The organism is Nitrospira sp. NS4, from assembly GCF_049546785.1.
Lineage (GTDB): Bacteria > Nitrospirota > Nitrospiria > Nitrospirales > Nitrospiraceae > Nitrospira_D.
In genome coordinates this window covers 345,901-372,431 of sequence record NZ_JBMWAN010000003.1, presented here as the reverse complement: position 1 = coordinate 372,431, position 26,531 = coordinate 345,901, and the positions used below count along the sequence as shown (strand labels likewise).

The window sequence follows — 26,531 nt, the reverse complement described above, 5'->3', positions numbered from 1 at the left end:
TCGTTTGCCTTCACACAGGTTGCTAGTCAGCATGGATCCTCGCCGCCCGGGACGCCAAACGGCGTAACTCCGATGCGACATCCGGTCGTGGCTGTCGGGGACCCGTCGCCTGCGGACGACTCTCCGCCGTCGTTGGTTCCGGCTGCACATCGGCAATGACTTCATCGATCACGACGCCCATGGACTACCTCTCATCGAACCGAATTTTGGATGCCAAACTGGCATTCACACCGACATCCGTGCTCAAACTGGCAGAGCCTTCCACTCTAGCCCGGCCTCCCACGCCGAACTGCGCGCCCTGGTCGGTCGCCAGTCCCACCGAGTCAGCGCGGGGAAACAACGGGCGTGGATTCAGCGCAGGCGGCGACCCAGCTGATGGCGCAGTCCGTAATCCGGCAAAGGCGCCCTGGGTGGCAGACACGCCGGCGGAAGCCGATCCTCCAATGGTTCCTCCGATACCGCTCCCACCGCCGACCCCGGCCGAGGCGCCGCCTCCAATGGAAACTCCGGCCCCGCCCGAGACGCCGATCCCACCGCTCACGCCAATGCCCGCACCGGCACCGACTCCGCCGCCAATACCAATCCCTATGCCTGCCCCGCCGGACGCGAAGGCCACCGGACCGCCGAGCGAGACCGATGTCCCCAACGAGACCGGTCCACTGGTAAACCGTAACGTCTCCAAGCCATTCGCAACACCTAAGGCCCGGCCCACGTCTCCGACACCGGCCATGGCCGAGATCCCCGTCACGCCGGCACTGGCAGAGAAAGACAATACCGCCCCATCCCCGCCGTCTTCACCAGCCCCGGAACCGGCGCTGTCCGCGGCAAACACGGACTCCTGTCGGGCCATGCTCATATTGACCCTCGCGCGCAACGGGACGCCGGATGGCGAAAAGAAATCGATCGTCTCCTGGTAGGACTGCACCATCCCTTGAAACACGAAGGTCCCCCACTCGAACCGCACAATGGCAGGAACCCGCTGCTCATCCGGTTCCATGAGCGCGGCGATCCGTTGCGTTGCCACACGCACATCGGTCCCGACATCCGTGGTGTCGAACGTCAGTTCCATCGTCAGGGTGGCGGAACTCCCGGTGACATACTGCTTGGTGTCGCCGGATTCGCCGCTGGCTCCCAAGGTATTGGCGATCGACAGTTGCAGGGAGGTCGGATTGAAATGCACCGTGATCGCCTGCCCCTGCTGCGGCCCGCTTTGCGGCGTAAAAACGGCTTTCTGCACTCGCTGTGCGTCGCTCATCGTGGCAGGGCCTTCCGGTTACGAGACCAATTCCAAGCCTTCGTGGGCCACATGCAATTCTTCGATTCCGACTTCCGACGCCTTCGCGTTGAGGTCCGCCGTCTTGAATTTCACCGGCATGGCATGGCGCAGCACCCAGGTCACTGCGGGAGCCCCGGCATGATCCAGCATCACGATGGACAGCGAGAGCCGATGCGCGTAGGCGCCCCCTTGCGTCACCATGGCGAACCACTGCCAGAGGTGCTGACTGCGGAGCATGCCGCGCCGCAACACCACCGTGGCAAAGCTCACCGGCCCGACTCGTTGGGCCGCGCCGTAGTTACGTCCGCCTTCCCGGATGACGACCGGCTCCATGGTCGCCTCCAATCCGGTACATTCGGCGAACCCTCCGTCGAGGGACGACAACACGGAAGCGGCGCCGCCCCCGAGCGGTTCCTCCGAGAAGGAGATCTGAAAACGGAACGGGCTGAGCGGATCTTGGGTACCATTCATAGCCGCATCGCCTCACCTTCGATGGTTCGCCGACAATCCCCGGCCCTTGCTCACGCAACAGCGCTCCCCGAAGACAGGACGGACACTTGCCCGCCCTCGTGCATCCCCAGCACGACCGTGATCCGTTCGATCGGCAACGCCGCCTGGAACTGCACCGTGACGATCACACGCCCGGCATCCAGATCGTTCTGGCTCATCGTGCTGCGATCGCAGCGCACCTGAAATGCCTCGGCCGGGGTGGCGCCGCGCAACGCCCCGTCTTGAAAGAGACCGGCCAGCAGCCGTTGTAAGCTCTCACGGATCCGTCCCCACAGCGCTTCTCCGGACGACTCGAACACGAGATCTTCTCCGGCACGACGGGCCGCTCGCACGATGGCCGTGACCAGGCGATTCGCGCAGGCCGGCCGATACCCTTCGTCGATGCTGGTCGTCACGTCGGACAACAGAACAAATCCTCGCGGAGCCTGACCGAGAAGCGACACGCGCTCGACCATCGACCGCCGGCGCGTTCCTCGTTCTCCCGCGCGGCCGGCCGGACGCTCAAAATGTTCGGCGCCCCATGCCGGCGAGACTCCCGATACCTCGACAAGCGGCAACCCGGCGGCGCTGTGAAAACTGCCTCGCATCAGCGCGTTCCTGGCCAACACCCCGGCCAATACTCCATCCGGGCTTTCCAGCCGCTCAGGGAGGGCATTCGACCCGGATGTCTGGACCCAGGGGAAGGCCAATTGAACGAACGCACTTGCAACCCCGGGCCGACTCGACTCCACCAATCCGGCGTCCAGAATGCCGTTAGCCTGATCGCTCAACCATCCATGGCAATCCCGTTCGATCTGCGTCCCCGCTTTCGGCAGCGGCAAGGCCAGTACCAGCTGCACCTCTCGCTGCCACCGCGCAATCATCCCGCCCAACAGATTCACGGCCGTCGCCCACTCGCGAGCGGCAGCTTCATCGCATCGCGGCGCGGTCGCCCATCGCACCAGATCGCCTGCCACAGGATCGGCCGGCTCAGCGCCGCACTCGACAAATTGCTCCGGCAACAGGGGCAACTCGGGACCCGTGGCCGGCTCCGGATCGACGGCAAACGCCTCGGCCAAGTCCGGCAGGCACAGATACGAGACTTCAGGCAATCCAAAGAGATGCCCCACCCCGCTCCAACTCGTGCGGGCCAGCGGCGTGCACGTCACTTGGCCAGCGGCCCATCCCGGAATCAGGTCATCGACTCGCGCCAGACGGCTGGGGCGCGCGAGGCCGCGCTCCCAGGGATCGCCGACGCGCACGACGTAGCACTTGCGCCCCCCTTGGGCAAAAAACGAACGGACGGCCGCGCCCAGATATGCGACACCGCTGGACTCGCCGGTGCGCCGCTCCCAGCGGAACAACCGATCGAAGAGTTCCCAGGAGTCGATTGGAACCGGCACGTCGTCCAATGCCTCAGTGTCGAATCCCGGACGGCCGAGCAAGGCGGCAGTCCACCCGTATTCGCCCATCCAGTCCCGGACGAATTGCGGAATGGCCGATCCCTCCCGTCTGGCGACAAAGCCGACAAAACAGGCAATGTCCGCCCGATTCGGATCGACGGCGACAACCGGAGACTGTTCCTCGAACTGAATGCCGTTCATATGATCCTGTCCCGTTCGACTGTCGCCTCGCAGGCTGCTCAAAAAACCCGTTCAGCAAGGCCGCAGCGAGCGAAGCACCGAGGCGTACTCTTCGCAGTACGTCGAGGCGCTGAGCGATGCGAGAACGCCGCTGGCGGTCTTTTTCAGCAGACTGCTAGGCGACCTGCTCGAATTCCAGCCCCTCGACCGACAACACCAACTCTTCCATGGCCACATCCCCGCCGCCCTTCGCGGCCAGGGTCGGGCCGGAGTATTTCATCGGGAACACCCGCGACAGCGACCAGGCCATCACCGGATTGCGCGCCTCGTCCAGCATCGTGATCACGACCGTCCGCTTGGCGGAAGGCCCGTTTTGCCGGACGTCGTTCACCCAGGCCCAGAGATCGGTGGAATTGACGATGCCTCGCTTTAAGGTCACGTCCGACACCTTGTGCATCCCCGGCACTTTGCGGACGTGATTTTCGCGCTCGTTCCCGTTTCGGTACTCGGCCACCGTAATGTCGGTGCTCAGGCCGGACACATCGGAAAACCCGCCGAAGGCTTCCTGTCCGTCGATGTTCACGATGAAATTAAATGCCCCGTAGGGGGTCGTCCGTGCTGCCATGATGGGTCCTCCTCGTCCCGGTTAGTTCCGCTCGTCGGCGGTCTTCTGCCCGATGCGGAAGATCACAAACTCCGCCGGTTTCAACACGGCCACGCCGACCAGGCAGATCAAGCGGCCGTTATCCAAGTCGCTCTGCGTCATCGTGCTGCGATCGCACCGCACAAAGAAGGCTTCTTTCGCCGATGCGCCCAAGAGCGCCCCGTTCACCCACTCGTTGTAGAGAAAGGCCGAGACTGTTTCGCGGACATTGGCCCAGAGCCGTTCGCCGTTCGGTTCAAACACCGCCCACTGCGTCCCGCGATCGATGGAGGCTTCCAGGTAATTCATGTAGCGGCGCACGTTGACGTACTTCCATTCCGGATCGGAACTCACCGTCCGCGCTCCCCATACCCGATAACCGCGTCCGCTGAGATACCGCAGGCAATTGACGCCGAGCGGATTGAGCACTTCCTGTTCCGCGAAATTCACATCGCGCTCGAATCGAAGAGCGCCACGCACCACTTCGTTCGCCGGAGCCTTGTGCACGCCCCGCTCGACGTCGTTGCGCGCATACACACCGCAGACAAAGCCGGATGGCGGCAACGACAGTTCGCGCGGCACGCTGGCATCGCCGGCACGCGCCAACGGATTGCTGACGACCACCCAGGGGTAGTACAGCGCGGCATACTTGGAATCGACGCGGCCCCGGATCTCCCTCGCTTCCGACACGGCTTTGCCGGCCGGTGTGTCCAAGACCGCAATGCGATAGGCCCGCGCCCGCTCCGCATGGCTGATCAACGCGCCCAGGATACCCTGCGCATCGACATAGGCCGACGAACCCGGCGCGGCAACGATCGAGAGATCCTCGATCTTCTCGAATTCTTTGAGCCCCGCTTCATACGCGGCCTGATTCGGTGCGGTGCCGTCGCTGCCGTTGGTCAGCGCCTGCGACCAGACATCGGCGCTCGCGAAGAGCCCGGCTCTCAAATCAAACGCGCTCACGGCCGATCCGATCTCGACGGCCAGCCATTGTTCCAACGCATCACTCCGGCGTGACGGCGTCGCCGACAGCACGTTCCCGATCCACCGCGGGTGGCTCCGGTCGAATCCAAGATCGTCAAAGCCGGTGGTATGACCATCGCGATCCGTCGCCACCACCGACATGCTGAGAAAATCGGCAGTGCCGTTCGGAGCCGCCGTGTCGGCCAATCCGCTCAAATCCAGCGTCCCTGCCGCCGAATCCACCCAGGCGCCGTTCTGCTTGACGTGAAACACGATCCCCGCGCCTGAACCGGATCGGACCATCGCTCCGGATGGAGCGGCGTTCATGGTGCGTTTGGTGGCCGGCGCAGTCTGCAACCGGATCGTCACATGGCCGTTTCCCGCTTGACCGGGAAACCGCGTCACGCAGCGTGCCCGGCGGGTCGAATCGGCATCGGCCACGATGTCCGGGGAATTCGCCAGGCCATCGCCGCCACCGGGTGCCGCATAGACCCGCGTGACATACAGACGCGACCCGCCGTTGTCGAAATAGGCTCTGACTGAATGGGCGAGGAAGTTCGTGCCATATTCCAGGTTGTCCAGTCCGCCGTAGATGCGTTCGAAATCGCCGAAGCTGGTGAGCAGTTCCGGAGTGCCTCCCACCGGCCCCTTGCGCGCCGGGCCGACGAATCCCGTGGTGCTGGTCCCGACCCCTTCAATCGACTTGGCTCGAAAACTCGTCTCTTCAACATAGACTCCTGGGGCAAGATATTCTGGCACGATGCTCCTCCTTTCCCGTTCTCGACTACGCACCCCGCTAGGGGATCGCGACAGTCAGTTTCCGCACGACCGTTCGTCCTGACGTCAACTTCATTGCCGTCTGCCTATTCGGAAGCGTTGCTCGATTCGCTTCGAGCTGGTCCGGGTCCGGCGCCTCGCCCCCTCCTGGATCACATACCACTTCAACCTGAACATCCACTTCCGTTCCCATTACCGGCCCGGGGGCATCCTCCCAGGTCATGACGGGAATGCCGGGCACCGCAACCAACGCCTCACCTCGTCCATCGGAAATCCCGCGCGCAAGGACTTCTCCATCGCTCGCACGCAACACGCGAATCAATGTGCCGCCCAATCCCTGCTCGGTTCCCTCACGCACGACCGTCACTCGGATGACGGCCCATGCGGATGACGTCGGGGCCGATGGGCTCAGGTACAGCCGGCTCTCAATGGGTCGAAACACGGACCCGCTCTCGCCGGCATGGACGGGATCGGGATCTCGCGGCAGCCGAATGGTCTGCCGGCGAGACAGGTAGGTGGAACCCATATCACGCACATCCACGACGACGCTCATGCTGCCAACAGCCGGAGTGGCCGGAGGCCCCATCAACCCATCCTGGTGCGCCTCCAGGCCCGTCATCCCCGTCAGAACATAGAGGCCTCGCCGATTCCTCACCCAGAGGGTTCCTGCGCCGCTTACGGACAGCGGCGAGAGAATCGGCTGTCCCGTCACGCCGTCCACGACGCGAAGCGCGGCAAGTACCCGGCGGGTGAGACTCTCCACCATCATCGAGCAGCCTCCGGCTCGCTCACCACGAAATTTCGTGCCACGACGGGCAACCCGCCGGGAACAGGATCCGCATCGATCCGCACCACTCGCGCAATATAGGACAGGCTGAGACGATAGGACGGGGCCAGCGCATCCCAGATGCGCATCAAATCTTCATGGCTCAGCTCCGCAGGGATGACATGAACCACATCGCTCGATTCCCACCCGGCTTCAGGAGAAAGCGTTGATCGATCAAGAACCGGGCGTTGATGCAACTGACGCATCGCCCAGGCCAGGATCGTCTGCTCAGCCAACGCGTTGTCAGCCCAGACTGTGAGCAGGAAATGCAAATCGACTGAAAGCGGTGTGTCGTTGTCGACCACATCGTTCGTGCGGCGCACGTTGCGGACATGCTCGTTCATCGTGATGCGATAGAGATACAGCGATAACGTGGTCCCGCGCTCCTCCGTACTCCCCATCTCCGCGCTGGCAAAGAGCTTGAACTCGCAGGGATGCGCAGCACGAAGATCACCTGGATACGTATTGCGCAAATACGCGGCCAGCGAGGTTCCGACCGAATGGATCGCGAGCACATTAGCCATGAAGATACCGTTTCACATCGTCCAAACGGTCTTTGTTCAGTCCATAGAGGCGCACACCGGTCCCGGCGGTTCTGACCGACACCCACCCGCGATCCGTCAATTCATCCAAGCTCCGACGGACCACCTCGACCTCCGCGGTGCGAAGAAGTGGCTCCCCCCACCACCGTACGATACCCTCCAAGGTATCCTTGGCATCCGGATGTTCGACAAGATGCCGCAGGATGGTTCGGACGGCTTGTTCGACCTCGCCGGATGTGCCCTGTTCCGCCACGCTCCACCCTGCCTTTTCTGAATGTACGCTTGAACACAGCAAACGCCGTGCCCCTGTGGACCGCTCGATAAAATACGGGTTTCCTGTCGGTTAGATGGAAATACTTATTGACGAACGAGGCAGGGTCGCCGCACTACTTCAGGCCGGACTCGCTTCAATTCCCACACAAAGTGCTGAATGAGCTGCTGCGGTGCAGAGACCGCGGTCAATGAGGAGAGCGCGCCACAGTCCGTATGGACAGCTCGATCAGCCCCTGGTAAAGGGACTTTAGGCCTCCACCTGCGTACTCTGTCACATGCCGGGAGAGGAGGTACGGGACTTATGGTTACGCGAAGTGACTTCGATGCAACTGATGCTTGATCAAGAGCCGCTGGAATGTTCGACGTTCCTTGCCGGCAGCCTTGGCAGCATGGGTGATGTTGCCGTGGTGCACCGTGAGCAAGTTGATGAGATAGGTCCGTTCAAACTGCTGCATGGCCGCCATTTTTGCCTGACTCAGCGTGCCAGGCGCCTTCTCCGCTGCGATGGACCCGGCCAATTCCACATGATGAGCTTGGATCACGGCTCCGCCACTGTGAAGGACGGCACGCTGCAACACGCCTTCAAGTTCGCGAATATTGCCGGGCCAGGTATGGGCAAGCAGCTTCCTGGTCGCTTCTTCGGACAGGCTCACTGCGCCATACCCCTGGGTCCGGCCATAATACGCGGCAAAGTGTGTCGCCAGCAGCGGCAGATCCCCCACGCGCTCGCGCAACGGCGGAATGGTGACCGACAGGACATGCAGCCGATAAAACAAATCCTCGCGAAACCGCTTCTGCTGCACCAACGCCAGAAGGTCGGCATTGGAGGCCGCCACCACCCGTACATCGGCATAGGCAGACTTGGCACAGCCGACCGGACGGTATTCCCCCTGCTGAAGAAATCTGAGCAATTTGGTTTGAGCGGGAAAACTCAGCGCGTCGATCTCGTCGAGGAACAGGGTTCCTCCATGTGCTTCCGCCACCAACCCCTTTTCAGCCGACGCGGCGTCCGTGTAGGCCCCCTTGCTATGGCCGAACAACTCATTTTCGATCAAGGCATCCGGCAATGCCCCGCAATTCACCGGAACAAAGGGATATCCCTTCCTTACACCGTGATAATGGATGGCTCGCGCAAAGAGCTCTTTCCCGGTTCCGGTTTCACCCGTAATCAATACCGTTGCTCCCGTTCTTGCGAACAGCCGGATTTTTTCCACTGTGCGGAGGAACACCTCACTTTCACCGACCAAGGTGTCAAAATGTATCCGTGCGGAAAGAGCTCCGGTCTCGACCTTCGGCATTGGCATCACGCTCCGATCCATCGGCACGGCCCCGATATCCTGCTTAAGGTTTGTATTGGCCCTGCAAAAAACCGAGGTTACAAAATTCTGGCAAGAAGGTCCAGCCAATGTACCTCGCAGAGGATCTTCGTGATTCTCTCCCGCTACTGACTTGACCCGGCGTCACGCCTAAAAGAACGACCCATTCCCTTCAGCGGACCAGATCTGATGAGCACCCCCGCTTGGCAAGGCCTGACAGAGGGAGGCGGTTCTCCAAGGGGAAAGCTCCCTGCATCTGTCATACCGAAGGGCGGATATGAGCCAGGCCCACAGAACCTTGGAAAGATCAGGGTGCTCTTGGGAATAGAAGGACGGCTACACCCGATTGCGACTGTGCCAGGTGTATGCTTTGGAATGCAGGCTGTACCAGAAAAAACACGTAGCCCGTGGAAAGGAAATTGACTCGGTTACATCAGGTCTCGAGACCGTTAGCACAAATCGGATCAAGTGCTCGCGATCACGACCGGATGGCCTGACACTTCGGGCAAAAAAATGAGCTGCGCTCGCTCTGCACACGCCGGATGAGCCGCCCGCAGTGGTTTGGACAAGGTAGGCCCTCTTTGCCATAGACAAGATGGTGCCGTTTGTATTGTCCGTTGGTCCCGTCCGGCGCAAAGAAATCCTTCACGCTCGATCCTCCGCACTGAATGGCATGCTGAAGAACCGACTGCATCACATGATGGAGGCGCGTCGCGGCAGGGGAGGTGAGGCGACTGGCAATGGCATTGGGATTAAGTCTGGCGCGAAAAAGAATCTCATTGGCATAGATATTCCCTATGCCCGCGATGAATTGCTGATGCATCAGCAGCGCCTTAAGACGTCGCCGCTTGGAATGGAGCAACTTACAAAAGTCTTCGCAGGTCACCTGAAGAGGGTCGCAGCCAAACCGGCGCACACGATAGCGGTCGAGTTCGTCACGATCCAGCAGGGAGAGCCGGCCAAAACGACGAGGATTCCAATAGCGTACCGTAGGCGTCCGCTCATCGGCGAAACTCAGGGTGAAATGCACATGCTGCGGGAATTTGATGGACACAGAAGGGAAGAGCAGGAGGCCCGTCATCCCGAGCTCGGCGACCAGATAGCGCGACGCCCCTCCCTTCTCGAACTCAATGACGACACTTTTCCCGTACCGCTCGACTCCCGATACGACGCTGCCCGGATACCATTCCAGGGAGGCTGCTCCCTCGCGAATGATATCGAGCCGGCCGACTACGACGTTGGCAACGCGGCCCCCGACAAGCCGGGCGTGAATCTGTCGCGCAGCTACCTCGGCTTCAGGTAATTCAGGCATCCCAGACCTTGGAACATGGCAAATGGAGATTGCTGTATTGGGTGTGATTAGGCCATGAGAGGGAGGGAAAACGCAATGCCAGGAGACAGGGGCAAACTCAAGCCACTCGCGGTTTCTGGGCAGGCCAGACATCCCGACCGCTCCGGTGGGCCCGAAGCTTGAGAACCTCTTCTATCGTCTCCTGCAAGTTGGGGAGCGGTGTCGCACCAGGCCGCCTCGCCTTCACGAAGGCGACCGCATCCTCATACGACATCCCTTGACTGCAGCAGAAGTAGGCGATGATCACCGATGCCGATCGTCCCATTCCCACTCGACAGCAGACCATCGTCCGGCTTCCGGGAGACCGGCTTTCCAGCCATGCGACGGCCCGATCCAAACGAGCCGGGTCGACGACCGAGAACTCTTTAAATGGAATTTTCTCAAACTCAATCCATTCCGGAGGTTCGATCGTGTACTCCTCCGCCACCAACAACAACGCCTTAATGGCAGACATCGGCTGGCGGGCATCCTCAATATTTCCGAGTAAGAGCGTATCGGTAACTAAATGCATACTGGTGTGAGTATAATCACTTCCTTGGAATCGTCAAGGTAATCCGATAGGTTGCAGCGATTAATCTCTAGTCGCTATACTGACAGCGGATACACGGATCTGGAGAATTGATTATGCCAGGGCTTGCACCCGACGAAGTCGAACAGCGCCTCACTTCCGTTCAATGCGCCATCTGCAAAGGCGACCGCTTTGGGATCGACCGCCGGTTTATGCAGCCGGATGGGGAATGGCGGGGTGTCTGCATGAAGTGCCGGTACAGCTTCCCCGTGTATACTGATATGGATTTTTATATCCGCACACAGCCGGATATTCCCTATCGACTCAAAGAAATCTCTTGCACAGAGTGCAACCATCGGGGCGTGAGCCTGGATTTCCGTGCGACCATGTCAGTGCGCGAATCTATCTATTTCGTCACCTGCCTTGGCTGTAAACGGAAATTCCCCGAACGCTCTTCCATGGAAGCGTTCGAATAACTCCCCATTACTCAGCCAGTGTGGTGTATACTATGAACATGAGCGACAAGAAAAAACAGCCGGAGTCCGAACCGGCTCCAAAAGCCCGCAAGGAAATCCCTCTCATCTCTGTGCCGAACGACCGCGACATGATCGCCGAAGAAATGGCGGAGATGTTCGACGAGGATCGGGTGAGTCACCAGCACGGGTCGTCTGAACCGGAAGCAGACTAGTCACTACGTGATGCTTCCCTGCTCCTAAGCGACATCCTATCTTCCTCACAGTCTTCAGCGTTACCGATAGGTCATCATTACAGGAACACAGCGCTTGCTCTCAGAAGCTGAAGGGCTTCCAGCCCTGTATGCGCAGCCGCCGTTCTATTCCGATCGGCCAACTTCAGGCAGGCCGGAGTACCTCAACCACCGCATCTCGCTCGATTCGTCCCACCGCTGACACCTTTCCCTCTCGTTCCTTCCTTACCACCCGCTCTATCTGCACGATCGCGCCGCGATGCCACTCATCAACCGCGGCATTCTGCGGCGACGCCAGCCGATCCTGCCGGCCGATTTCCGATCGCCCCGACTCATTACAGAGCCAGGCCCGCTTCTCCCCTTTCATCTCGCGCAATTCACTGACCACGCGATAGACATCAGGTCTCCGGCCAACGATGGTCCGCCCATCTTTTCGGAGAAGCAGATACGAGAACTTCAATGCGTCCTTGATAAACCCCACCTCTTCGTCGATCTCTTGAATCACAGGCGGCGGCTCCCACGCGCGCTCTTCATGGCACCAGTCGAACGGATTCACCAACGCAGGACAACTCTGCTCGTGGAGGCAGGGGCTATAGATCGTGCAGCACTTCTCCTGAACCAGTCGATCGCGGACCTGATGCAACGCTCTCGACGTATCGCGCAAGGCCGGCTCGACAATCATGAAACTCCCATGTGGGGCGAGCACTGACAGCAGTATCGTAACGAGATCGACTCTCGCCGCCACCGGATCGGCGGATTGAGCAAAGAGTTCGTTCAGGCAATTCGCCATGACAATCAGATCGTAGGGCGCTCTCTGCTGCATGCGATCGAGCAATGAACCTTTCACGCTACGCTCAAGATTTCCCTCGAACGTTGTCAGACTCGCGTCCGCTGCCCCTGATTCCCGGCTATAGGTATCCCAGAGATTTCGAGCTTGGTTCAGAGCGTTTCTTGAGGCATCAACCGCGACAACCGAGAGAGCATTCACACGGTCTGGCCGATGTTGCTGGAACCAATCAAGGACAGCCAAGGCGCCGGTGCCAGGTCCAGATCCCACATCGAGTACGCGGATCGGATCACCCTGACCGTGCTCCGGCCAGTCCTCAGGCATCTCCTCGAGCAGGACCTGAATCTTAGAGAGGTTCACCGGTAAAAAGTATTGGAGATACGCCCCGGCATGGGCCGGATCGTCAAGGTAGGCGGAGGTGAGCGACGACCGGTCCTTCGTGAACAGACGCGACAATTCGGCTACGGCCAGCGCCGCGCGATTCCCGGTACCTCGCGGCATCCTGCCGGCCACCTGCTCGATGGAGCGCAGAATCAAAGGTGAGAGCCGTGCGGGCCTCTTGCCGTTCGAGGTCACCATGGCCTAATGTATGCTTAACATAGAGAGGAGGACAACCATGAATGACCCCGTTCTTCAGGCTTATAAAGAGGTGGAATCGGCGATGGAGCGCTTCACGCAGGTCTTACATGAACATGTGCTCTATCTTCAGAATACCGAGCCGCCGGAATCGGACCGCGTGGTCCGTATGACGCATGGGTCTAAAGCCATGCGGGACAGCGCCGGGATTTACCTCTCCTATGCGAAGTATGTCGCGTATGGCATGCCCGCCAGCGAGGATATGATCGAGGACGAATTGCAGGGCTAGTGTGGCCTTCACTCCCTCCGAAGCATATCCCCGTTCATTCCGGCCCGTTCGATTCAGCGGCTAAAAAGCAAGAGCCCGATCCTGAAAAGGATCGGGCTCTCCGTTTTTACCTCGCGGTGCCTTTTAGATGCTGCGCATAAAATGCGCTACTTCATCCTGATTAACCGCGCCACCCATGACGGAAGACTGGGCGACGTTGGTCGACTTCTTTCCGGTCAAGCCGGACTCGACTTCGTCCACGATCAATTCTACCGGCATCGACTGACCGCCATACACCCGCGGTCCGCCGATGATCTTCGCCTTGGAGAACCCGTAAATCGCGGTGGCCACTTCCTTCGCCAGCCATCCGACATAATTGAACTCCGGGACGACGATCAGTTTCGCATTGCCGCAGAGCTGCCGCAATTCCTGCGTCGGGAACGGACGGAGCGAGCGGACCTTGATTAAGCCGATCTTGATGCCCTTTTCCGCGCAGATGCGAACGGCTTCGCGAGACTGGGCTGCGGCGCTGCCTGAAGCGATGATGACCGCCTCAGCACCTTCGACATTCTCCGCCGTGAGCAGACCGCCCATGTACTGATTGATGTACTTGCGTGACCGTTCGACCGCGGCCCAGACTTCCTGCTGCCAGACCGCGTGAATGTTGTACGCCATAAAGTTCGACTTTTGAACCGGGGCGTCGCGTGACAAACGCGCGGGAGGATTCTCCGCATCCAACACGGGCACCGCACCGCGCCAGGGCTCTCGAGGAGGAAGCTTAATCCCTCGCTCCTGCATACGGACATATCCGCGGGCGTGGGTCACAAAAAACCCGTCGCAGCAGACGCCGACGGGCAGCGTGACGTCGTTCTTCTCACTGATCACAAACCCGGCCATCGTAAAGTCGAACATATCCTGCTGGTTCTCGGCATGAAAGACGATCATGCCGCAATTCAGCAAATAGGCCACTTCGATATTATCCGGCTGAATCGCCAATGGCGCATTGACCACACGACAGGTAAACATCGCCACGGCAGGCAAGCGATGCCCGGGCCAAGAGGCAATACCCTCAAGACCTCGCAACGTGCCCGGACCAGCCGTCGCCGTGTAGCACCGAACGCCTGAACGGGAGCCGCCGGCGATGGCGGCCATCACGCCGACTTCTTCTTCACCACGATAATATTCCTTCACATACCCTTCGCCGTACAGCACGCCGACCAACTGCATCGTTTCACTCTGCGGCGTGATGGGATAGGCGATCGCCAGATCGACGTTCGACCGGCGAATGGCCTCTTTGGCGGCTTCGCTCCCCGTAATAAACTCTTTCGTTCTGGGGGCTTCATGAAACATGTACTCAGGGGTGACGACCCGTTGTCGCTTGGCCTCGGCATGCGGATCTTTTTTCGCTTCCACCTTTGGAGCCGCGACACTTGTTCCCGGATTGCTCTTCACTTCGGCTTCGCTCATAGTTACACCTCTTGGCTATATCGCCGTGACCGACCCTCTACCCTTCGCGTTTCATCTGCTCAGCCGAATGGCCGAACGCCGATGCACTTGTTCCGGTCGGGACAACCGGAGCAAAGGTCATGGGGTTGGTGTGCGTTTTCCCACCGTGGACTTTGGACTGCGTTCCGGTAAACCGAACATTCTCGCCGTTCTCCGGCAACTTGATGCCCATTTCTTCACGGACCCGCTTGAAGATCTGCGCCGTCTTTTTGAGCTTGAGCACATCGGAATCGCGAATCGTCAGCATGGCATCTTCGTGGCCCTGCTCGGCACAGATGGCCATCGTACAGCAATTCGTGCCCGCACGGATCATCTTGAGGGTCAGATTCGCATAGTGGCAATGCACGCCGATGAAAATACAGGCTTCAATCTTGTTGCCCCAAATTGTGAGATTCGGGTGGTTTGGATTGATGACCTCTTCCGGATCGATCTTCGGATATTTGGGCCGATAATCCGGCATCGGGATAACCATCACGTTCGGAATCTGGGCGGCAATTTCCAGCGTGGCCTTCGCCTTTTCAACCGCATGCTCATTCCACGCCCACAACACCAGCGGACCCGGAAAAATGGTGGCATTGGGACTCGTCAACATCTTCCTGGCCATTTCCTCAATGACCTTGTCCTCGTTTGTCTCGAGCAGACCGTAATAGAGGCCCTGCCCGGGATCAGGAAGCGCGACGCCCAACTGAGCGGCTGACGGAGGATGGAAGCCCGCAGGCCCCGGTACAATGATGCGTTCTCTGGTATCTTGCGTTGTTGCCACGCCCGTTCCCCTTTCTTGCCGAATGATCAGACGCTAGGGCTTACCAAAACTGCCGTCGTGCTCTTGTCGCCATACGTAATATTGTCGGTGATGGCGGCTAACGGTAATTGATCGATCATGATCATCTTGATGGCGTTATTCTTGGCCATGTTATCGCATACCCACACGCACTGCGCACACCCCTTACACCGATCAACAGCCACGTAGGCAGATCCGTACTTAAAGCCCTTATCCTTCCCCAACTCTTCACTGTATTGAATGGTGTTGGCTTCGGGGCAGTACTGCGTGCAGAGCTTGCAACTCTTTGCGGCACAAATTTCAACATTGATATCAGCTACGAGATACATGGGAACTCCTTATGTATCGCTATGAGGCACTAGCAGCTGCGGCGGCGACTGGGGTATCCACACGTTTCACGTCGGGAGCAGCCCAACCGTGCTCGACGGCGTAGTTCCACCCAGCCCGCATCACGGCCACGTTCTTATCAATCAATTCCTGTTTCTTCTTAAACTTTCTCTCCACCACACTATCCAACGCCGCCGTCCCGCCGGATACGACGAATCCTTTTCCGAGGAACCGGTCCTTCACGGCCTGCTCCAACCCTGCCATGGTCGTCAACCCGGTAATGGCTCCAATACAGCCCATCAGCGCCATATTGGTGGCAAGATCCATCCCTGCGACCTCAAGGGAAATTTTAGTCGCGGGGAAGTAGTACAGCTTTGCGCGACGCTCTTCCAACTCGCGAGCCTGGTCCTTTTGCAGGTTCATCGGGCCATCGTTGTTGATCAGCGCAACCCCATCTTCCTTCAAACCGAAATAGAACGGCATCGTATAGGACTTGCCATGCGTAATGACCTGCGGGTGGAAAATGATGATGATGTGCGGAAACGTGATTTCGCCGATCTCGTAAATCGGTTCATCGGATACCCGCACATAACTCTCGACCGGCGCCATGCGCTTTTCCGATCCGTAGAACGGAACGATCGTGCTTTCCCCGCCGGCATTGATGACCGCGGTGCTCAGGATGTGCGACCCCGTCACGACACCCTGTCCCCCGACGCCTGCCATCCGAATGTTGAAACGCTTTGCCATGGGCAATCCTCCTTACCGGTCAGGCTTATGCTTTGTTGGGAATGGCACCAGCGGGAGCGGCCGGCTTCGGAAGAAATTCCTTATAGCCATAACGCTCAGCCAAGTACTGCTTCGCTTCTTCGCTGACATACTCAGAGAATGCGTACCGATCATTCTCGACGTTCTTCGCGTCTTCCATCACCTTGTCGGTCGGAATCGCATATTCAATGTTGCAGGACGTATAGGCTTGAATGTAAGTCGAACCGACTTCGCGAGCAATCAATACAGCCTTCTTAATCACGCTCTCCACACGGCGCGGATTGTTCGGGACCACGGTTGCGACGTAGGCACACCCGGCTACCTTCGCCATCTGCAGCATATCCATCTTCTCGAACTTTTTCCCCAAGGGGGCCATCTTCAACACCGCACCACGGCTCGTCATACCGCTTTCCTGGCCACCGGTGTTCCCATAGACTTCGTTGTCCAACATAATTGTGGTGAACCGTTCTTTGCGGAACCACGAGTGCAACACTTGCTGGAATCCGATATCGGCGGTGCCGCCGTCGCCGGCCATGACGACCACATCCTTGGGCTTATCGCCAAACCGCAGACGAAGCCCGCGGGACAGCCCGCTGGCCACACCATTCTGGTCACCGTAGTTGCCGTAGACGAAGGGAATCGCCGCCTGCGAAATGGCCAACCGTCCGCACCCGGCCGTACCCACCATGATCGTATCTTCAGGGTTCGGGACGGCGATCATTGCGAGACGGATGAACAGAGTCATCGCACAACCGGCGCACATGGGGTGCTCTTCCAAAATTTCTTTGAAGCTTCCCATCTGCGACACAGACACTTTTTTCCCAAAGGGGCCATGTTCAACCATGTCCCGATATTCTTTCGGCATAAACCGTTCAAAGCCGTTGGAAAACTTTACATAATCGAGACTCATTGCGGCACCTCCCTTATGTCTCTGCAACGGAGAACCGTTGCATATGAATTCATCCTACCTTCGATGAACGTGTACAACCTGCAGGACGTGAGGATGGTCGGCTTGCGTATTCCTGCTCATCTGACCACTCGACCGCGGCCATCCTAGCAAAGCCCAAAAAAGACTGTCAAATGGATTATCAGGCCCCACGCCGATCTAGCATCGTTTGCATAAATTTTATAACTTCGTGATTATCAACGCAACTTTTCAGAAGACCCACCCTCTCCGAAAGAAGGCCTAGATTAGCGTTGCGTCCATAGGCCATTCGCCCTAACCCATGCGGAAAAGCAACGAAACTGGTGACCATGACCAAGAATCTCGATGGGACCGTGTTTGTCACAGATGCACGGTGGCATTGCCGATCATCCACAATCCGTTTAGACTGTGGCCTTATGGCTATTCGAGTATTGATCCCCGGTGAAGACGATGCTGGCGCTCACGTCGGCGGCGTTCACAAGCGTCCCCCGATCCCCGATAACTCGCTCAAAGCCGAGTGCCCCAAATTCATGGCACACGGTCCCTGCGGCGGGGTGCGGAAAGGCGGCTTTTGCGAAGTATACCCTGAGATGAAATGTCCCTGGGTAACGCTCTTCATCGAACTGGATAAAATCGGCCAGACCGATTGGATGAAACAAGTCTAGCAACGGCGTGAGGCGCGAAACGTGAAACGTGAAACGACAAGAAGGAAACCGGACACCACCAGGCTCGGATACAACGAACGACATGCCAAGAGCGGCATCACCGCTCCCCTGCCTGAGATCGAGACATTTCCAAATCAGTACAAGGGCTATGAAATTACGATCGAGATTCCCGAATACACGGCCATCTGCCCAAAAACCAATCTGCCTGACTTTGGCACTATCACCGTCCACTACAAGCCCGATAAGGCCTGCCTTGAACTGAAATCGCTCAAGATGTACATCCACGCCTATCGTAATCTTGGCATCTTCTATGAGAATGCTGTGAATCGTATTCTGCACGACATCGTCACATCCTGCCGTCCGGTCTGGGCCAAGGTCACCGGCACCTTTGCCGCACGGGGCGGACTGCGTAGCGTGATCGAAGCCCGATACCCTCAGCCCTAACTTTCGTGCGACATTCCGCCGTCCTCTCCTCCGCTTGTAATTAGCGGAGGCCCGCGATACCCTCACCCATTCATTGGTACTCCACAGGACGATGACGACCTACGCAATCGGCGACATTCAGGGGTGCGCCCATTCTCTCGAACAATTGCTGGAGCAGATCCGGTTCGATCCCACCACCGACCGTCTCTGGTGCGCGGGGGACCTGGTCAACCGAGGTCCCGGCTCGCTGCGCGTCCTTCGCTACCTGAAACAGCTGGGCCCTTCCGCTCAAGTGGTCCTCGGCAATCATGATCTGTTCTTACTCGCCGTGGCGGAAGGCATCGTTTCCCCGCGACAGAAAGACACGATCCACGATGTGCTGGAAGCGGATGATCGAAGCGAGTTGATAGAATGGCTACGCAAGCAACCGCTGCACTATCGTGAAGGCTCCTACTTTATGGTGCATGCGGGACTCCTGCCTCAATGGTCGATCGATGAGGCGGCGCAGCTGGCTCGTGAGGTCGAAGTCGTCCTCGCAGGACCTGCCTTTCGGACGTTCCTCCAGGCGCTATATCACGGCACTGCGGCTCACTGGGATCCGAAGCTGGGAGGAGATGAGCGTCTCGTCGCCATTACCCGTGCCCTTACCCGTCTCCGCACCTGCACCTCCGCAGGAGCCCTGTCTGGATTTTCCGGCCACCCTGAGAATGCTCCCCAGGGACACCTCCCCTGGTTTCGCATCCCCAACCGGCGCAACGCCGACCATACCGTCCTCTTCGGCCATTGGGCTGCGCTCGGCCTGCACATTGAGCAGAATCTACTCGGACTCGATAGCGGCTGCGCCTGGGGCCGGCAGTTGACGGCGATTCGCCTGGAGGATCGTACAGTCCATCAAGTCGAGTGCGCGGATCGGCTTGACCGTGACTGACCCGTACCCGGCCGTTCCCTTGTGGCCCCGCTACTCTGATCGCCCCTTCCCCTCTTGCCGGTTTGTGCCAGGGAAAAACCGACACCCGCGATACATCCCTCGCGACCATTTCTACAGCCAAGAAGAGCACAAGCCGATGCGGCTCCCTCCTGACCAGTGGAGACAATCCGCCGACTACCTGCACGGAATCGACCTCTATAACTACGCGTACTGGTGGGAATGCCATGAAGTCTTCGAAGGACTCTGGAATGCAGCCGGACACCACAGCGAGCAGGGAAACTTCTTCCAAGCCATCATTCAACTCGCCGCAGCCAATCTGAAACTGTCCATGGAGAATCCTCAGGCGGCGCACAATCTGCTGCACCGTGGCATGATTCGCCTTCAGAGAGTACCGGAATCCTATATGGGAGTGGATGTCGCCGGCCTGACTGAAGATCTGCAGAAGTGCGTGGCTGGGTCAACGCTCTATGCGCCGCTTATTCGACTCAATGAGCGGAATTGAGCTCAACCAACTCCCCTTCTGCGCCACACGCAGAGCCCCGAGGGGGCGCAGGCCAGCCAGGCCATTGCTTCTGCTCATGTCGGAATCGACCAACTTGTCAGTGGTAGGATTCGGAATCGGATGGAAACGTACCCTGTTCAACTTCTGCTTTATAGCGTTGAAGCGCCTGAAGTGCGTCAGCCTTCAGGTGCGCGTAGGGTTTGACGAATTTCGGCACAAAGTCGTCGAACATCCCGAGTAAATCGTAGACGACCAGCACTTGCCCATCACAATGGGGTCCGGCCCCGATCCCGATGGTCGGAATCGATAGCGCTCCCGTGATGGTCTTGGCCAGCGATGCGGGAATGGCTTCCAGCACGACAGCAAACGCGCCAGCCGCCTCAAGCGCTTTAGCATCCTCTAAGAGCGCCTTCGCGCGATCCTTGGCTTTGCCCTGCACTTTGTAGCCGCCATATTGATTCACTGACTGCGGCGTCATCCCGAGATGGCCCATGACAGGGATGCCGATCGCCGTGATCGCCGCTACCCGGTCGGCCATTGGCCGCCCCCCTTCAAGCTTTACCGCATGGGCGCCGGCCTGAATCAAGCGTCCGGCGTTCCGTACCGCCTCTTCCTGGCTCGCTTGATAGGACATGAAAGGCATGTCTCCGATCACCAACGCCTGCTTGGCTGCACCGGCCACCAGCTTTGTGTGGTAGAGCATGTCGTCCATTGTAACGGACAAGGTGTTGGCCCGGCCTTGCACAACAACACCGAGTGAATCACCCACCAGGATGGCATTGATCCCGGCCTGCTCAAGGATGCGGGTAAAGAGCGCATCGTAGGCCGTCACGACGACCAGCTTTTTCCTCTGACGCTTGTGCTGTTGGAATTCAGGAATGGTCATCAGCCGAGATGGGCCTTGGTAATGATGTCCGCCAGTCGATGTGTGGCCTTGATCGCCATAATATGGACGCCGTCGCAATGCGGCCGCACCGCATTGATCGTCCGTACCGCGATCTCCACCCCGACATCCTCGGATTTCGTTCCGGCAGCCTTCAGTTCATCAATCATGTCCTGCGGCACCGACACACCAGGAATATTGGCGTTCATGAATTCGGCCATCTTGTGATTCCGCAACACAAGAATGCCGGCCAGCACTTTCACATTGTACTGGCGCACTGCTTTCATAAAGCCCGCAAACTGATCCGGATTGTAGATCGCCTGGGTTTGAAAGAACCGGGCCCCGGCTTTGACTTTAACTTCGAACTTGGCCAGCATCGGACCCAGCGGATCGGCCTCCGGCGTCACCGCCGCCCCGATCGTGAAGGCGGTCGATCCATCCAGCTTGTTGCCCGCCATATCCCGGCCGTTATTCAGCCCCTGCACCAGTTGCATGACCTGCACTGAATCAAGATCGTAGACAGGCTTCGCATCTTTATGATCTCCCACGGTCGGATAGTCACCGGTCAGGCAGAGGATGTTGCGGATACCCAACATGTGCGCGCCCATGAGATCCGACTGCATGGCGATCCGGTTCCGGTCGCGACAGGTCAGCTGCATGACAGGATCGTGGCCCATTTCATACAGCAATCGGCAGACGGGAAGAGACCCGGCACGAACCACGGCAGCCGTGTTGTCCGTCACGTTCACGCCATGGACGCGCCCAATCAGCTGCTTGGCATTCTCCAGCACACCGGAGATGTTGGTCCCCTTCGGCGGGTTGTACTCGATCGTGACGGCAAATTGCCCCTGATCGAGCACCTCTTTCAGCCGTCGTGGCTCCTTACTCATTCAACCATCCTCTCCAACGCTCCGCCCTGTTCTCTTTTCTCATCTCCCTATGTGGTGCGTGGCAGGTTCTCCTGCGCGCATGCACCGAGCACCGCCCTAGATCGCATCTACAACCCATTCCCGTGCGCGCGGGGCGCGAGCAAAGAATCTGCCACGCACCGCGCTCCCTCACTTCATCCCCGCCATTCTCTTGGCAGACTCCACCGTATTCTCCAGCAACATCGCAATCGTCATGGGGCCGACGCCACCTGGGACTGGGCTGATCCAGCCGGCCTTCTGGCTCACCGGTTCGAAATCGACATCGCCGCAAAGCTTCCCATCCGTCCACCGATTGGTTCCTACGTCGATGACGACCGCGCCTTCTCGCACCATGTCAGCCGTCACGAACTTGGCCTTCCCGATCGCGACGAGCAGCAACTCCGCCTCCCGACAGACTGCCGCCAGATCTTTGGTCTTGGAATGACAGATCGTCACGGTCGCGTTGCGCTGCAAGAGCATCAGCGCCAACGGCTTCCCCACAATGTTGCTGCGGCCCAAGACCACCGCACGCTTGCCTTCAATGCCGACACCGGTGGACTCGATCATCTTGATCACTCCCTTGGGGGTACAGGCCTCGAACACCGGATTGCCTTCGACCAACCGGCCGAAGTTGTAAGGATGAAACCCGTCGGCATCCTTGTCCGGTGACACCGCTTCAAGCACGACGCGGCTGTCGATGTGCTTGGGAAGGGGCAGCTGAACTAAGATCCCGTGAACCTTTGGGTCGACGTTCTTTTTTTCAATCAGTGCCAACAGATCCGCTTGCGTGGTATTGGCCGGCAATTTGTAATCGTCGATATAGATACCTGCCGCCTCGCAGGCTTTCTGCTTACTCTTCACATACTGATGTGACGCAGGATCGTCACCCACGAGAATCGTGGCGAGACCCGGCTTGGTCCCGGTCTTTGCCAAGACCGCCGCAGATTCAATCGCCAGCCGGTCGCGAACTTGCTGTGCCAATGCCTTCCCGTCAATGAGTCGTGCTCCCACAATTTCCCTCCCTGAATTCAAGCGGTTGGCTAGAAAACCGATGGCACCTTAGCAGGGCATTTTTATGCAAGTCAACGCTCTGCTTCTCCATGCACCGAGGAACCAGGCGAGAGGCAAAAGAATTGAGATCCTGTGATCATTTCCCACCCCTCGTCTCGCACCCCGTACCGCAGACCTTTCGCTGCATTCCGCCTTCCTTGACAGGCTCTTCCACCGTTCGCTACGATGCCGGTAATCTTCTTGCTTGATGATCCAATCTTGAACAGCCTTCCAACTGCTTACAGTCGATTGAACAGCGTCCTTGCGGCCATTGTGATCGCAAGCAGCTTGTTCGTGTGGCCGGCCACCTCGGATGCCGCCCAGATTACCGGGCTGGAATCGCCCAATAGCTTTGTCAGCGATCCGCAGGGCAAAGAGTTCTTCATCTCCAATATCAATGGGGATCCAGATGCCCGCGACAACAACGGATTTATTACGAAAGTCGACGCCGAAGGCAAAGTGCTGAACCTCAAGTTCATTCAAGGCGGGATTTCCGACATGATGCTGCATGCCCCCAAAGGCATGGCTTTGCTGGCGAACACGCTCTATGTCGCCGATCTCGATCAACTGAAGGGATTCGATAAGGCAACGGGAAAATCCCTGGTCACGGTCTCCTTCCCGCCTCAGGGGACAAAAGCACCCGTCTCGCTCACCGATGTCACGGCCGGACCGAACGGCATGCTGTACGCCTCCGATCAATCGAATAATGCGATTTACCGTATCGATTCCTCCGCTGACCATCGTGTGAGCCTGCTGGTACACGACGAACGCCTGGCTGGCCCGGCAGGAATCGCAGTCCATCCGCGGACCGGTCACATCATTGCCGTCAGTTGGGAGAAGGGCAGGATTCTGGAGATCACGCCGGAAGGGCAGTTGACCGAACTCGTCTCGAACGGCTTCTTTACCAGCCGTTTCCAAAATCTGAGCGGCGTGGACTTCGATCGGTGGGGCAACATGTATGTGTCTGATTTCACCAAAGGAAAAATCTGGCGGATGACCCGTGACAATCACTTTCAAGTCATTGCGGAATATCTCCCGGCCCCCGCGGACATCAGCATCGACCGCGCCAACAACCTCATTCTCGTCCCCTATCACTATGCCCATACGGCCGAAATCAACGGCTTAGAAGCGCCCTCGGAGGGCAAGAGCCGTGATACCCGGCGGACTCTCGCTGACTATGGATTCGGCGCGGCGGGGCCTCCCAAGGCTGCAGCGGAAGGATCGCCCAAGAAATGAGCCAGTGTCTCTATTGCAAGCAACGCAAAGGCAAGCGCCCCTGCCCGGCCCTGGGCGGGCTCATCTGTAACTCCTGCTGCGGCGAACATCGTCTCGTGCGCGTCAACTGCCCCACCGACTGCGCCTACCTCGACAGCGGCAGCGACTATCAACAGAAGCGCCTGGGTGAGCAGTTCATGCCGGTGCGGCGGGATTTCTACCGGGAGCTGAGTGAATTCGGTGGAGAGCAAGCCGTGGCGCTCTTCAACCTGGTTGAAGTAATTAGCTTCAGTTTCTTCCAGGGACGGCGAGACGGACAAGACGCCGAAGTGGTTGCTGCCATACAGGGGCTTCGCCGCACACTCAGCCCCCTGCACGTGCCGTCGGCACCTATGCCGGTCTTCGCTGAGCACTTGGTCAAGGAATACGAGACCTTCAAGAAGCAAAACCCGAAACAGATCGCGGATTCATCCAATGCACCGGAGATCCTCGATCGCGCCATTAAGTTTGTCTCGGATTTTTCAGGGAAGGATTTCCAGTCCCGGCGTTTCCTCAACGGACTGATCGGCTATGTGACCACCTACCATCCTCAACTCGCGGACCATTTGAAGAAGAAACACGAACCGGGGCACATCGTGCTGCCCGGCCAATCGTTCATGCCTCCGCCTGCCCCCGAGCAGCATGTGCATGGACCGGAATGCCAGCACCACCATTGAACCAGAGATCCCCGCTCGCGTGCGGGATGCCTCCGGACACAGGCCCTTGCGCCAATAACCGCTCCACGAACCGCGCCAGTTGGAAGTCCGCTCCGTTGGAAAGCGCCACGACCTGTAGTCCGATCTCCTCATGCTTGCTTGCCCAGCGGATCACCGCCTGATCGATATCAATCGGCTGAGTCCGCAGAGAATCCAAATCCGCACCATCACAAAAGAGCCTGGGACAAGAGCCATATCTACCTGAACACGAAACCCGTTAAGCGACAGGTCTTGAACACAGCACCGGCTTACCCTCTGAGCGGTCAAAATACAGCCCTCGCAGTCTGTCTGCACGCGACGGTACATACGGCGCGTCGTTCCTTCAGGCAGGTGACCTACTCCTTCCATCACTGGCCGTACCGGGATGAGTTCAGAATACTGTGAGGCACCCGCTCAAGAACATCCCTGGAAAAGCTCCCCCTCCAAAGTAGGATTTAGCCGATAGGCCTCTGCCCCAGCGCCGAGTCTTGGGCACTCGCGCCGCATCAGCATCGCCGGAATCACGGAATCCTCAATCACATGGAAGGGAACGGATTGATAGAACAGACGCTCCTCCCATCACAATGGGAGGAGCGGAAAGGAAATGCGGGGCAGGAAGGCGTGATAACGAAACCGCTACTCCACGATGGTCACGGTCATCTCGATGCGTTCTTTCGGATTGTCCCGCTCATCCCGCGGCACATTCACAATCTTGTCAGCCACACCGATGCCTCTCGTGACTTCGCCGAATGCCGTATATTTGCGATCCAGAAACCGCGAGTCCTCCACCACAATGAAGAACTGCGAGCCTGCCGAGTCAGGATCGGCGGCCCTGGCCATCGAGACAATGCCTCGCTTGTGCGGGGTATCGCTGAACTCCGCCTGCACATGGATCGGGTTCCCTTTTTCATCTTTCGGTCCACCCTGACCGTACAATTCCTTCTTCAACGAATCCTTGGTATTGGGATCTCCGCCCTGAATCATGAACCCGGGAATCACCCGGTGAAAAATCGTCCCGTTATAGAGCCCCTCTTTCGCAAGCTTGATGAAGTTCTCCACATGCTTGGGGGCCACGTCCGGGTAGAACTTGATCTCGATGTCCCCGAACTTGGTCTTGATAATGGCACGAGGCCCCTTGGGTGCCTCTACCTTCGGAGCAGGCGCCTTGTCTGCAGCCGCCACGATGCCACTCATCACAAAGAACGGAATCCCCCAGGCCAATACGAGACAGCCTAACAACCCGCTTAATCGTCTCTGCATCATCCCTCCTCCTTCCCTATCCGGATTACGTGCCGACTATTGCGATCAACCGGGCAGGCTTCAAGACGCCAGCCGCTCCAGTGCCTGCTGCGCGGCCATCTGCTCCGCCTCTTTCTTGCTGAACCCCCGACCGCTCCCCATAAGATCTCCCTTGACCCGCACTTCGACCTCAAACAACTTCTGGTGATCCGGCCCGAACTCTCGAACGGTGTCATACCGGGGCAACTCGTCATATCGCTGCTGACACCATTCCTGAAGCCGTGTTTTGTAATCCTCTCCGCCCGGTGCCCCCTGCTGTGCGTCTGCCTGGGCGAGTTCATATGCAAGCACGCCCTCCGTAAAGACCCGGCTCGCCTCAAGCCCGCCGTCCAAGTAGACGGCGGCAATCACCGCCTCCAACGCGTCGGCCAGCAACGAATTCTTTTCCCTCCCCTGCGACCGTTCCTCCCCCCGTCCGAGTCGCAGCAATGAGCCGAGTTTCAACCGGCGCGCGGCCTGAGCCAGTGAGGACTCACTCACGAGCGTCGCCTTCAGCTTCGAAAGCGCACCTTCGCTCAACTGGGGGTACAACCGGGCAAGATGGTCGCTGATAATGAGCGACAACACGGCATCGCCGAGAAACTCCAGCCGCTCGTTATGCGGACGCGCGGCCCCCTTCCGCTCATTCACAGACGACTTGTGCGTGAGCGCTTCCTCAAGCAGCGCGGGATTGTTGAAGCGGTACTCGAAGGGATGGGGAGAGGAGTCGGCTGGTAAAGCCGGTGTCATAGTCTCG

31 protein-coding genes are annotated in these 26,531 nt (G+C 58.7%); 9 read left to right on the top strand and 22 right to left on the bottom strand.

Annotation, left to right across the window (positions count from 1 at the left end):
• Nucleotides 1-184: 184 nt before the first annotated feature.
• The 11 genes from ACO9S2_RS10535 to ACO9S2_RS10485 form a co-directional block, all read right to left on the bottom strand.
• Nucleotides 185-1,255, bottom strand: coding sequence for a hypothetical protein (locus ACO9S2_RS10535; RefSeq protein ID WP_423721992.1), 1,071 nt, complete (start codon nucleotides 1,253-1,255; stop codon nucleotides 185-187).
• Between the two features lie 18 nt (nucleotides 1,256-1,273).
• On the bottom strand, nucleotides 1,274-1,747 hold the full coding sequence (locus ACO9S2_RS10530) for a phage tail protein (RefSeq protein ID WP_423721989.1): 474 nt from the start codon (nucleotides 1,745-1,747) through the stop codon (nucleotides 1,274-1,276).
• A 50-nt stretch (nucleotides 1,748-1,797) separates the two neighbouring features.
• Nucleotides 1,798-3,369: a phage tail sheath protein gene (locus tag ACO9S2_RS10525; protein ID WP_423721986.1), complete on the bottom strand. Its 1,572-nt coding sequence runs from the start codon at nucleotides 3,367-3,369 to the stop codon at nucleotides 1,798-1,800.
• Between the two features lie 154 nt (nucleotides 3,370-3,523).
• Entirely contained in the window at nucleotides 3,524-3,973 is a 450-nt protein-coding gene (locus ACO9S2_RS10520; protein ID WP_423721985.1) for a phage tail protein, read from the bottom strand.
• 21 nt (nucleotides 3,974-3,994) lie between these two features.
• Nucleotides 3,995-5,713 (bottom strand): phage tail sheath family protein, encoded by a 1,719-nt coding sequence (locus ACO9S2_RS10515; protein ID WP_423721983.1) that lies wholly within the window; start codon nucleotides 5,711-5,713, stop codon nucleotides 3,995-3,997.
• 37 nt (nucleotides 5,714-5,750) lie between these two features.
• The gene (locus ACO9S2_RS10510; protein ID WP_423721982.1) at nucleotides 5,751-6,500 is read right to left on the bottom strand and encodes a hypothetical protein; all 750 of its coding nucleotides are present in this window, start codon (nucleotides 6,498-6,500) and stop codon (nucleotides 5,751-5,753) included.
• On the bottom strand, nucleotides 6,497-7,081 hold the full coding sequence (locus ACO9S2_RS10505; protein ID WP_423721980.1) for a DUF4255 domain-containing protein: 585 nt from the start codon (nucleotides 7,079-7,081) through the stop codon (nucleotides 6,497-6,499). Before ACO9S2_RS10505 ends, ACO9S2_RS10510 begins: the two co-directional genes overlap by 4 nt.
• Nucleotides 7,074-7,352, bottom strand: coding sequence for a hypothetical protein (locus ACO9S2_RS10500; RefSeq protein ID WP_423721978.1), 279 nt, complete (start codon nucleotides 7,350-7,352; stop codon nucleotides 7,074-7,076). The genes ACO9S2_RS10505 and ACO9S2_RS10500 overlap by 8 nt, the downstream gene beginning before the upstream one ends.
• A gap of 325 nt (nucleotides 7,353-7,677) precedes the next feature.
• The gene (locus ACO9S2_RS10495) at nucleotides 7,678-8,676 is read right to left on the bottom strand and encodes a sigma-54 interaction domain-containing protein (RefSeq protein WP_423721977.1); all 999 of its coding nucleotides are present in this window, start codon (nucleotides 8,674-8,676) and stop codon (nucleotides 7,678-7,680) included.
• Nucleotides 8,677-9,166: 490 nt separating this feature from the next.
• The gene (gene mutM / locus ACO9S2_RS10490) at nucleotides 9,167-10,000 is read right to left on the bottom strand and encodes a bifunctional DNA-formamidopyrimidine glycosylase/DNA-(apurinic or apyrimidinic site) lyase (protein ID WP_423721975.1); all 834 of its coding nucleotides are present in this window, start codon (nucleotides 9,998-10,000) and stop codon (nucleotides 9,167-9,169) included.
• A 97-nt stretch (nucleotides 10,001-10,097) separates the two neighbouring features.
• Nucleotides 10,098-10,493: a protein-tyrosine phosphatase family protein gene (locus ACO9S2_RS10485; protein ID WP_423721973.1), complete on the bottom strand. Its 396-nt coding sequence runs from the start codon at nucleotides 10,491-10,493 to the stop codon at nucleotides 10,098-10,100.
• A 170-nt stretch (nucleotides 10,494-10,663) separates the two neighbouring features.
• Between ACO9S2_RS10485 and ACO9S2_RS10480 the strand changes: the two genes are divergently transcribed.
• Together ACO9S2_RS10480 and ACO9S2_RS10475 are read left to right on the top strand one after the other, a co-directional pair.
• Nucleotides 10,664-11,023 carry a hypothetical protein gene (locus tag ACO9S2_RS10480; RefSeq protein ID WP_423721971.1) on the top strand — a complete coding sequence of 120 codons (360 nt, stop codon included), beginning with the start codon at nucleotides 10,664-10,666 and terminating at the stop codon, nucleotides 11,021-11,023.
• A 38-nt stretch (nucleotides 11,024-11,061) separates the two neighbouring features.
• A complete protein-coding gene (locus ACO9S2_RS10475) occupies nucleotides 11,062-11,235 on the top strand; it encodes a hypothetical protein (protein ID WP_423721969.1) in 174 nt (57 codons plus the stop codon).
• A gap of 163 nt (nucleotides 11,236-11,398) precedes the next feature.
• Here ACO9S2_RS10475 and ACO9S2_RS10470 read toward each other — a convergent pair whose 3' ends face one another.
• On the bottom strand, nucleotides 11,399-12,541 hold the full coding sequence (locus ACO9S2_RS10470; RefSeq protein WP_423721968.1) for a small ribosomal subunit Rsm22 family protein: 1,143 nt from the start codon (nucleotides 12,539-12,541) through the stop codon (nucleotides 11,399-11,401).
• A 115-nt stretch (nucleotides 12,542-12,656) separates the two neighbouring features.
• Here ACO9S2_RS10470 and ACO9S2_RS10465 point away from each other — a divergent pair, with 115 nt between their 5' ends.
• Complete coding sequence (locus tag ACO9S2_RS10465; protein ID WP_423721966.1) at nucleotides 12,657-12,905, top strand: hypothetical protein; 249 nt, start codon at nucleotides 12,657-12,659, stop codon at nucleotides 12,903-12,905.
• Nucleotides 12,906-13,028: 123 nt separating this feature from the next.
• Here the strand turns inward: ACO9S2_RS10465 and ACO9S2_RS10460 are convergent, their stop codons facing one another.
• Genes ACO9S2_RS10460 through ACO9S2_RS10440 form a run of 5 tightly spaced genes read right to left on the bottom strand, consistent with a single transcriptional unit; the run spans nucleotide 13,029 to nucleotide 17,173 of the window.
• A complete protein-coding gene (locus ACO9S2_RS10460) occupies nucleotides 13,029-14,351 on the bottom strand; it encodes a transketolase C-terminal domain-containing protein (protein ID WP_423721964.1) in 1,323 nt (440 codons plus the stop codon).
• Nucleotides 14,352-14,388: 37 nt separating this feature from the next.
• Entirely contained in the window at nucleotides 14,389-15,153 is a 765-nt protein-coding gene (locus ACO9S2_RS10455) for a carbon monoxide dehydrogenase beta subunit family protein (protein ID WP_423721963.1), read from the bottom strand.
• A gap of 26 nt (nucleotides 15,154-15,179) precedes the next feature.
• On the bottom strand, nucleotides 15,180-15,500 hold the full coding sequence (locus ACO9S2_RS10450) for a hypothetical protein (protein WP_423721961.1): 321 nt from the start codon (nucleotides 15,498-15,500) through the stop codon (nucleotides 15,180-15,182).
• Between the two features lie 19 nt (nucleotides 15,501-15,519).
• Nucleotides 15,520-16,245: a 2-oxoacid:acceptor oxidoreductase family protein gene (locus tag ACO9S2_RS10445; protein ID WP_423721959.1), complete on the bottom strand. Its 726-nt coding sequence runs from the start codon at nucleotides 16,243-16,245 to the stop codon at nucleotides 15,520-15,522.
• Between the two features lie 25 nt (nucleotides 16,246-16,270).
• Nucleotides 16,271-17,173 carry a thiamine pyrophosphate-dependent enzyme gene (locus ACO9S2_RS10440; protein WP_423721958.1) on the bottom strand — a complete coding sequence of 301 codons (903 nt, stop codon included), beginning with the start codon at nucleotides 17,171-17,173 and terminating at the stop codon, nucleotides 16,271-16,273.
• A gap of 431 nt (nucleotides 17,174-17,604) precedes the next feature.
• Between ACO9S2_RS10440 and ACO9S2_RS10435 the strand changes: the two genes are divergently transcribed.
• From ACO9S2_RS10435 to ACO9S2_RS10420, 4 genes are all read left to right on the top strand, one after another.
• Nucleotides 17,605-17,853 carry a methylenetetrahydrofolate reductase C-terminal domain-containing protein gene (locus ACO9S2_RS10435; protein ID WP_423721956.1) on the top strand — a complete coding sequence of 83 codons (249 nt, stop codon included), beginning with the start codon at nucleotides 17,605-17,607 and terminating at the stop codon, nucleotides 17,851-17,853.
• 21 nt (nucleotides 17,854-17,874) lie between these two features.
• A complete protein-coding gene (gene queF, locus ACO9S2_RS10430; RefSeq protein ID WP_423721955.1) occupies nucleotides 17,875-18,297 on the top strand; it encodes a preQ(1) synthase in 423 nt (140 codons plus the stop codon).
• Nucleotides 18,298-18,388: 91 nt separating this feature from the next.
• Nucleotides 18,389-19,204, top strand: a complete 816-nt coding sequence (locus ACO9S2_RS10425; RefSeq protein ID WP_423721953.1) for a symmetrical bis(5'-nucleosyl)-tetraphosphatase — start codon at nucleotides 18,389-18,391, stop codon at nucleotides 19,202-19,204.
• Nucleotides 19,205-19,340: 136 nt separating this feature from the next.
• On the top strand, nucleotides 19,341-19,706 hold the full coding sequence (locus ACO9S2_RS10420) for a DUF309 domain-containing protein (RefSeq protein ID WP_423721952.1): 366 nt from the start codon (nucleotides 19,341-19,343) through the stop codon (nucleotides 19,704-19,706).
• A 97-nt stretch (nucleotides 19,707-19,803) separates the two neighbouring features.
• Here the strand turns inward: ACO9S2_RS10420 and panB are convergent, their stop codons facing one another.
• The 3 genes from panB to folD form a co-directional block, all read right to left on the bottom strand.
• Nucleotides 19,804-20,592, bottom strand: coding sequence for a 3-methyl-2-oxobutanoate hydroxymethyltransferase (gene panB, locus ACO9S2_RS10415; RefSeq protein ID WP_423721950.1), 789 nt, complete (start codon nucleotides 20,590-20,592; stop codon nucleotides 19,804-19,806).
• Entirely contained in the window at nucleotides 20,592-21,479 is an 888-nt protein-coding gene (locus ACO9S2_RS10410) for a methylenetetrahydrofolate reductase (protein WP_423721948.1), read from the bottom strand. Before ACO9S2_RS10410 ends, panB begins: the two co-directional genes overlap by 1 nt.
• 168 nt (nucleotides 21,480-21,647) lie before the next feature.
• Nucleotides 21,648-22,508, bottom strand: a complete 861-nt coding sequence (gene folD, locus ACO9S2_RS10405; protein ID WP_423721946.1) for a bifunctional methylenetetrahydrofolate dehydrogenase/methenyltetrahydrofolate cyclohydrolase FolD — start codon at nucleotides 22,506-22,508, stop codon at nucleotides 21,648-21,650.
• A 258-nt stretch (nucleotides 22,509-22,766) separates the two neighbouring features.
• On the opposite strand from folD, the gene ACO9S2_RS10400 reads away from it, so the two are divergent.
• Nucleotides 22,767-23,783, top strand: a complete 1,017-nt coding sequence (locus ACO9S2_RS10400) for a hypothetical protein (RefSeq protein WP_423721945.1) — start codon at nucleotides 22,767-22,769, stop codon at nucleotides 23,781-23,783.
• Nucleotides 23,780-24,478 carry a hypothetical protein gene (locus ACO9S2_RS10395; RefSeq protein ID WP_423721944.1) on the top strand — a complete coding sequence of 233 codons (699 nt, stop codon included), beginning with the start codon at nucleotides 23,780-23,782 and terminating at the stop codon, nucleotides 24,476-24,478. Before ACO9S2_RS10400 ends, ACO9S2_RS10395 begins: the two co-directional genes overlap by 4 nt.
• A gap of 654 nt (nucleotides 24,479-25,132) precedes the next feature.
• On the opposite strand, the gene ACO9S2_RS10390 is transcribed toward ACO9S2_RS10395, so the two are convergent.
• Together ACO9S2_RS10390 and rnc are read right to left on the bottom strand one after the other, a co-directional pair.
• Nucleotides 25,133-25,690, bottom strand: a complete 558-nt coding sequence (locus tag ACO9S2_RS10390) for a peptidylprolyl isomerase (RefSeq protein WP_423722495.1) — start codon at nucleotides 25,688-25,690, stop codon at nucleotides 25,133-25,135.
• Between the two features lie 126 nt (nucleotides 25,691-25,816).
• A complete protein-coding gene (rnc, locus tag ACO9S2_RS10385; protein WP_423721943.1) occupies nucleotides 25,817-26,524 on the bottom strand; it encodes a ribonuclease III in 708 nt (235 codons plus the stop codon).
• Nucleotides 26,525-26,531 lie beyond the last annotated feature (7 nt).

Coding starts and splice junctions, on each gene's coding strand:
- ACO9S2_RS10420 (WP_423721952.1), top strand. CDS start 19,341: ATGCGGCTCCCTCCTGACCAGTGGAGACAATCCGCCGACTACCTGCAC.
- ACO9S2_RS10390 (WP_423722495.1), bottom strand. CDS start 25,690: ATGAGTGGCATCGTGGCGGCTGCAGACAAGGCGCCTGCTCCGAAGGTA.
- ACO9S2_RS10525 (WP_423721986.1), bottom strand. CDS start 3,369: ATGAACGGCATTCAGTTCGAGGAACAGTCTCCGGTTGTCGCCGTCGAT.
- ACO9S2_RS10410 (WP_423721948.1), bottom strand. CDS start 21,479: ATGAGTAAGGAGCCACGACGGCTGAAAGAGGTGCTCGATCAGGGGCAA.
- ACO9S2_RS10505 (WP_423721980.1), bottom strand. CDS start 7,081: ATGGCTAATGTGCTCGCGATCCATTCGGTCGGAACCTCGCTGGCCGCG.
- ACO9S2_RS10445 (WP_423721959.1), bottom strand. CDS start 16,245: ATGGCAAAGCGTTTCAACATTCGGATGGCAGGCGTCGGGGGACAGGGT.
- ACO9S2_RS10440 (WP_423721958.1), bottom strand. CDS start 17,173: ATGAGTCTCGATTATGTAAAGTTTTCCAACGGCTTTGAACGGTTTATG.
- ACO9S2_RS10465 (WP_423721966.1), top strand. CDS start 12,657: ATGAATGACCCCGTTCTTCAGGCTTATAAAGAGGTGGAATCGGCGATG.
- ACO9S2_RS10510 (WP_423721982.1), bottom strand. CDS start 6,500: ATGATGGTGGAGAGTCTCACCCGCCGGGTACTTGCCGCGCTTCGCGTC.
- ACO9S2_RS10475 (WP_423721969.1), top strand. CDS start 11,062: ATGAGCGACAAGAAAAAACAGCCGGAGTCCGAACCGGCTCCAAAAGCC.
- ACO9S2_RS10395 (WP_423721944.1), top strand. CDS start 23,780: ATGAGCCAGTGTCTCTATTGCAAGCAACGCAAAGGCAAGCGCCCCTGC.
- ACO9S2_RS10535 (WP_423721992.1), bottom strand. CDS start 1,255: ATGAGCGACGCACAGCGAGTGCAGAAAGCCGTTTTTACGCCGCAAAGC.
- mutM (WP_423721975.1), bottom strand. CDS start 10,000: ATGCCTGAATTACCTGAAGCCGAGGTAGCTGCGCGACAGATTCACGCC.
- ACO9S2_RS10485 (WP_423721973.1), bottom strand. CDS start 10,493: ATGTCTGCCATTAAGGCGTTGTTGTTGGTGGCGGAGGAGTACACGATC.
- rnc (WP_423721943.1), bottom strand. CDS start 26,524: ATGACACCGGCTTTACCAGCCGACTCCTCTCCCCATCCCTTCGAGTAC.
- ACO9S2_RS10530 (WP_423721989.1), bottom strand. CDS start 1,747: ATGAATGGTACCCAAGATCCGCTCAGCCCGTTCCGTTTTCAGATCTCC.
- ACO9S2_RS10450 (WP_423721961.1), bottom strand. CDS start 15,500: ATGTATCTCGTAGCTGATATCAATGTTGAAATTTGTGCCGCAAAGAGT.
- panB (WP_423721950.1), bottom strand. CDS start 20,592: ATGACCATTCCTGAATTCCAACAGCACAAGCGTCAGAGGAAAAAGCTG.
- ACO9S2_RS10495 (WP_423721977.1), bottom strand. CDS start 8,676: ATGCCAATGCCGAAGGTCGAGACCGGAGCTCTTTCCGCACGGATACAT.
- ACO9S2_RS10470 (WP_423721968.1), bottom strand. CDS start 12,541: ATGCCGCGAGGTACCGGGAATCGCGCGGCGCTGGCCGTAGCCGAATTG.
- ACO9S2_RS10480 (WP_423721971.1), top strand. CDS start 10,664: ATGCCAGGGCTTGCACCCGACGAAGTCGAACAGCGCCTCACTTCCGTT.
- ACO9S2_RS10435 (WP_423721956.1), top strand. CDS start 17,605: ATGGCTATTCGAGTATTGATCCCCGGTGAAGACGATGCTGGCGCTCAC.
- ACO9S2_RS10520 (WP_423721985.1), bottom strand. CDS start 3,973: ATGGCAGCACGGACGACCCCCTACGGGGCATTTAATTTCATCGTGAAC.
- ACO9S2_RS10425 (WP_423721953.1), top strand. CDS start 18,389: ATGACGACCTACGCAATCGGCGACATTCAGGGGTGCGCCCATTCTCTC.
- ACO9S2_RS10460 (WP_423721964.1), bottom strand. CDS start 14,351: ATGAGCGAAGCCGAAGTGAAGAGCAATCCGGGAACAAGTGTCGCGGCT.